This is a genomic window from Mesorhizobium sp. WSM4817 (assembly GCF_055811135.1).
Genome location: NZ_JBVVQQ010000071.1, coordinates 1 through 4243 on the forward strand (window position 1 = coordinate 1; position 4243 = coordinate 4243).

3 protein-coding genes are annotated in these 4243 nt (G+C 57.7%); all 3 read right to left on the minus strand.

The window, feature by feature from the left end; genetic code table 11:
* Positions 1-658: 658 nt before the first annotated feature.
* Positions 659-1849, minus strand: coding sequence for a quaternary amine ABC transporter ATP-binding protein (locus AC0L2K_RS34625; RefSeq protein ID WP_473533610.1), 1191 nt, complete (start codon positions 1847-1849; stop codon positions 659-661).
* Between the two features lie 89 nt (positions 1850-1938).
* Positions 1939-2910: a glycine betaine/L-proline ABC transporter substrate-binding protein ProX gene (gene proX / locus AC0L2K_RS34630; protein WP_473533611.1), complete on the minus strand. Its 972-nt coding sequence runs from the start codon at positions 2908-2910 to the stop codon at positions 1939-1941.
* A 31-nt stretch (positions 2911-2941) separates the two neighbouring features.
* Positions 2942-3814 carry an ABC transporter permease gene (locus tag AC0L2K_RS34635; RefSeq protein WP_473533612.1) on the minus strand — a complete coding sequence of 291 codons (873 nt, stop codon included), beginning with the start codon at positions 3812-3814 and terminating at the stop codon, positions 2942-2944.
* Between the last annotated feature and the right edge of the window lie 429 nt (positions 3815-4243).

The window sequence follows — 4243 nt, forward strand, 5'->3', positions numbered from 1 at the left end:
CCCAGCCAGCAGGTTGAATCAGATTTGCTCGCCTTCGGGAATCCCCTTCGATTCAGACTCAATTCATCCCGCTCTAGCACCAGGTCGAGTCGCGGCACACGCATCTTCGCAGACGATACGGCTTCGAATAGGTGAACGCGAGCAGTTGTAAGTCAAGCGGTTCACAAGGGGCATTGCAATTGTCCTCTCTCGTCGGGAGAAGTTGAAAGTGGTGACGTTGGCCAGCGAAGGCCCGAGAGGTCTCAGCTCATAACGGCGGTGGAGCGGCTCAAGGTCTTGCGAGCAGATGTCTCGCCCAAGTCGTCGCTAGACTAGATAGACCACAAGCAGGTGTGAGGTACAAGTCTTCCGTGAGACGGACGGATTTGAAAGCGTCAGAGTCGGCCGTGAGGTACGTGTTCCAGAGCACCTAGCTACTTCGCAAAATCGGCGTGCGGATTTGAGGCCCATCGGCGTTCACGACGCGCAGATCGCCCGGGCCGCGCACCTCTTTCAAGCGCAAGTCACTGCGACGAATGGGGGCGGAAGCAATTTCACGAAAGTAGTTTCAGGTCGTTCAACATTCAGGGCGCCGGGCCTTATTCATCCAGAACGTTTTGAGCGCAATCTTACCGAGCCTTCACCGTGCCGGCACTTCATCTACACCCAGGACAACAATTCATTTTTTGCCTTCGCTGCTGTGAGCAGAGAGAGCAGCGTCAACGTTGATTGATCTACTTGGCGTTGGTGGGCGGATTGAGGGGGCAGAGTTGCCCCCGTACTGGTAAGCTTTCCCCAAATTCAGACCACTCACGGTATCGGGGCTCGATATCATGCCTTGAATTCCTGAAAACAGGGCGCGTCGGGTGATGACGCCCGCCGGCTCCCCGCCGTCGTAGACTGCGACCAGATCGCCGGCATCCGCAGCGGTGCTGACCACAGCGGAGAGCTTATCGGTGGTTTGCACGCGGGGGAGCGCCTGGAATTTCTTCTCAGAAAGCATCGCTATGCTTTCCCGCGGCTGCATGATCTTCCTGGCAGTGACAAGATTGAGTAGCGAAATGCCGGACACGAAATCAGCGACATACCGGTCCTTCGGTGCGGTGACGATGTCTTCGGGCGTTCCCACTTGAACGAACTTTCCATCCTTCATGATCGCAATACGATCGCCCAGGCGAATGGCTTCGTCGAGGTCGTGCGTGATAAAGACCGTTGTTTTCTGGACGACCTTCGCGAGGTCCAGGAACTGCTGTTGGAGCTGGCGGCGGATCAAGGGGTCGAGCGCTGAGAACGGCTCGTCCAGTAACAGGATCTGCGGGTCTGCCGCCATGGCACGGGCAAGCCCCACCCGCTGCTTCATCCCGCCCGAGAGTTCATCCGGGTAACGCTCGCCCCAACCGCTCAAGTCAACGAGTTTGAGGTTTTCTTCCGCCACGCGGCGGCACTCCTTGCGTGATTTGCCGCGGAGTTCGAGGCTGAGCGAAACATTGTCATAGACGGTGCGGTGAGGCAGCAGCGCCATGTGCTGGAACACCATACCGACCGTCTCTGAGCGGAGTTCGCGGAGTTCCGACGGCGAAAGTTTGTTGATGGCATTGCCGCCGATCCGGACCTCGCCTGCGGTTGGTTCGATCAGCCGATTGAGATGGCGGACGAGCGTGGATTTGCCTGAGCCGGACAGTCCCATGATGCAGAAGATCTCGCCGGCCTCGACCGAGAAGGACACATCGGCCACACCCAGGACGCATTCGAATTCTTCAAGGACTTGCCTCTTGCTGAAGCCGCGATCGCGCGCCGCGGCGAGGGCTTCCCCTTTGCGCGTTCCGAAAATCTTCCACAAGCCGGAGCAGACGATGGCGGGAGCAGTCATGTGCGGAACTCTCGGTATTATGTTGTGCCCTGTGTTCAGACCATGATCGGCCGGCGGATTCCGCCGGCCGATTGGGTAAGCTCAGAGCCTTACTTGGCAGCCTTGGCTTCAGCGATCCACTTGTCCCAGTCAGCCTGATGAACGGCGATCCAGTCGGTTGCGTGTTTCATGATCTGCTCGTTGCTCTTTTCGCCATTGGCAACCTGGCGATTTTCCGCATTGACGTCTTCAATCGGAATCTGCACGAGTTCAAAGAACTTCTTGGCCTTCGGGTTGGCGTTCAGCCAAGTCGTGTTGGCGATGATCTTCTGATCGTTCACGGGAAAGCCAAGATTCCCGAGGCCTTCAACAACTGTATTGCCTGTCTCGCCATCGGGAAGAGAGGTATTCTTGACGTTGAGCCAGACAACTTCCTTGCCCGGACGGAGAATGGCAGAAACCCACAACGGCGTCCAAGTGTAGTACAGAGTCGGCTTGCCAGCCTTAATGCGTTCGATCGCGTCAGGAATGATCGCGAAATAGCCGCCTTGCTTTTCCTCGACGGTATCGCGCAGGCCATAGGCATCGAGCTGATGCTCGATCACGCGTTCGCAGCCCCAGCCCGGTTCGCAACCGTAGAGGTCTGCCTTTCCATTCCCGTCGATGTCGAAGAGCTTGGCCTTCTCGGGGTCCTTAAGGTCTTCAAGATACTTGATGCCAGTGGCATCGGCCGTTTTTTTGTCGATCAGATAGCCTTGGAAGCTGTTCTTAATCAGGGTGCCGACGCTCATTAGCTTTTCGTCGCCGCCTGACGCTTTCCAGAAGGAGTCGTGGAGCGGGACCCAGTGCACCGGATAGAAGGTGAGATCGCCGTTGGCCACGGCGGTGTGCGCCAGTTGAACTTGAACCTGGGTCAGGTCGGCCACGTCATAGCCGAGTTCTTTGAGGCCCTCATCGACGATAAATGTCTGGAATAGCTCTTCTGTCGCTCCGCTCCAGGCCGGCTTGACCTGATCAGCCATTGCCGGCACGGCATAGCTGGCCATCACAGCTATGGCCAGCACCATACATTTAATCTTCATCGTTTCCTCCCTTTCTGTGTGAGCAAATTGCTCAGCCTCTATGATTACTTTTTACCGTGACAGCTCTGACGAGTCCCACCGGACCTTGACGCCAGAGTTCGCCTGGTCTCCGCTTCTGTGTCGACAGCGAATGCGTCAAGCGATCAAGCACGATGGCCAGCGCGACGATGCCCAGGCCACCGACCGTCGCCAAGCCTACATCAAGGCGGCCGATGCCGCGCAGCACCGTCTGGCCCAGTCCCCCAACAGCGATCATCGAGCCGATGACCACCATCGATAGCGACATCATCAGCGTCTGGTTAATGCCGGCCATGATGGTGGGTAGCGCAAGCGGCAGCTGTGCCTTCCACAGTAGCTGACGCTCGGTAGCGCCGAAGGCCCGCATGGCTTCAATCACCTCTTCCGGTACCTGGCGTATGCCCAGGTTCGTGAGGCGGATCAGCGGCGCGACCGCAAAAATTACCGTAACGATCACGCCCGGCACGTTACCGATGCCGAAGAGCATCACAATGGGAACCAGATAGACGAATGCCGGAATGGTCTGCATCCCGTCTAGGATGGGGCGCATGACCACAAACATCCGCTCGCTCCGCGCCGCCCAGATGCCGAGCGGAATGCCAAGCATCACCGCGACGACTAGCGAAGTCAGCACAATCGAAAGCGTCGTCATGGCGTCCTGCCAGACCCCGATGAGCCCCATAAAGACGAGAGCGCCGACGATAACCCCGGCGACCTTCCGCCCGCCGAACTGCCAAGCTGCCAGGCCCACGACGATGATCATCACCACCGGCGGGACCGAATGGAGCGCCAAGCCGAACCACTGCAGCAGCAGGTCGAAGGGCGCCTTGATCGATTGGAACAAGGGCCTGTAGTGATCAACGACCCAGCGCAGTCCGATAGTCATCCATTCAGCAAGAGGGATTACCCCGCACTCAAAAGGATCTAGTATTCCGCACTTACCCATATTGCTCTTCTCCAGCAGCTTTCCCGCTCGAAAACTTGCGCCGCCTATTACTCCGACAGAGTGCTGGGGAATATCGCGGCATCGCGCTAAAATTAGTCGTGGGCAAAATTAGGTGCTCCGGTTTCCGCAGGCCCTACAGCAGGTAAAGCTACTCTTCTACTCCTAAGCAGGGTCGCACCATTACCGACAGGTGCGCACTTCTCCCTGCTTCATGTTGCCATCGTCCCAAGGTTCACTAGGTCCTGTTCTGCCGAACTGCGCCCACTTGGACACCTAACATCCTACGAGATCAGGCCTGCCGGTTAGGCAAGGCTTGGCGAAATCTCCTCCTGGCGTTTCGCCACAAACGCATCGAGTTCCTCCCGCACG